The organism is Salinicola socius (genome assembly GCF_001937195.1).
Lineage (GTDB): Bacteria > Pseudomonadota > Gammaproteobacteria > Pseudomonadales > Halomonadaceae > Salinicola > Salinicola socius.
Genome location: NZ_MSDO01000093.1, coordinates 1 through 892, shown reverse-complemented (window position 1 = coordinate 892; position 892 = coordinate 1). Strand labels below are relative to the sequence as shown.

At 66.3% G+C, this 892-nt stretch carries 1 protein-coding gene; it reads left to right on the top strand.

Going from position 1 to position 892, the window contains the following annotated elements; all coding sequences use genetic code 11:
• Nucleotides 1-892: Ig-like domain-containing protein (locus BTW07_RS18990; protein ID WP_144077006.1), on the top strand; the 892-nt coding region annotated here is incomplete at both ends.

Here is an 892-nt window from a genome sequence, read left to right as displayed (position 1 = left end):
CAAGGGCGGCACCGCCACCTCGACGCTGACCGTAACGGTGACCGGCACCAACGACGCCCCGGTCGCCCGCGCCGATACCGGCAGCACCGGCGAGAACGCTACTCTCAATATCGCCGCGGCCCAGGGCGTGGTGGCCAACGACAGCGATGTCGACGGCGGCACGCTGAGCGTCAGCGCGGTCAACGGCGTAACAGGTAGCGTGGGGCAGGCCATCACCGGCTCCAACGGTGGGACCTTTACCCTTAACGCCGACGGCTCCTACAGCTTCAATCCGGGCACGGCGTTCGATCGCCTGGCCGCGGGTCAGACCGATAAGACGCAGATCAGCTACACCGTCAGCGATGGCCAGGGCGGCACCGCCACCTCGACGCTGACCGTAACGGTGACCGGCACCAACGATGCACCGGTCGCCGTCGCCGATACCGATAGTACGGGCGAGAACGCTACTCTCAATATCGCCGCGTCCCAGGGCGTGCTGGCCAACGACAGCGATGTCGATGGCGGCACGCTGAGCGTCAGCGCGGTCAACGGCGTAACAGGTAGCGTGGGGCAGGCCATCACCGGCTCCAATGGCGGCACCTTCACGCTGAACGCGGATGGCTCATACAGCTTCAATCCGGGCACGGCGTTCGATCGCCTGGCCGCGGGACAGACCGAAAAGACGAAAATCAGCTACACCGTCAGCGACGGCCAGGGCGGCACCGCCACCTCGACGCTGACCGTAACGGTGACCGGTACCAACGACGCCCCGGTCATCACCGGCACCGCTACCGGCTCGGTGACCGAAGACAGCAACGTCAATACCTCGGGTAACCTGACCGCCAGCGGCGCGTTGACGGCGACCGATGCGGATAATGGCCAGAGTGGCTTCGTGCCGGGTAGCGCCAATGCC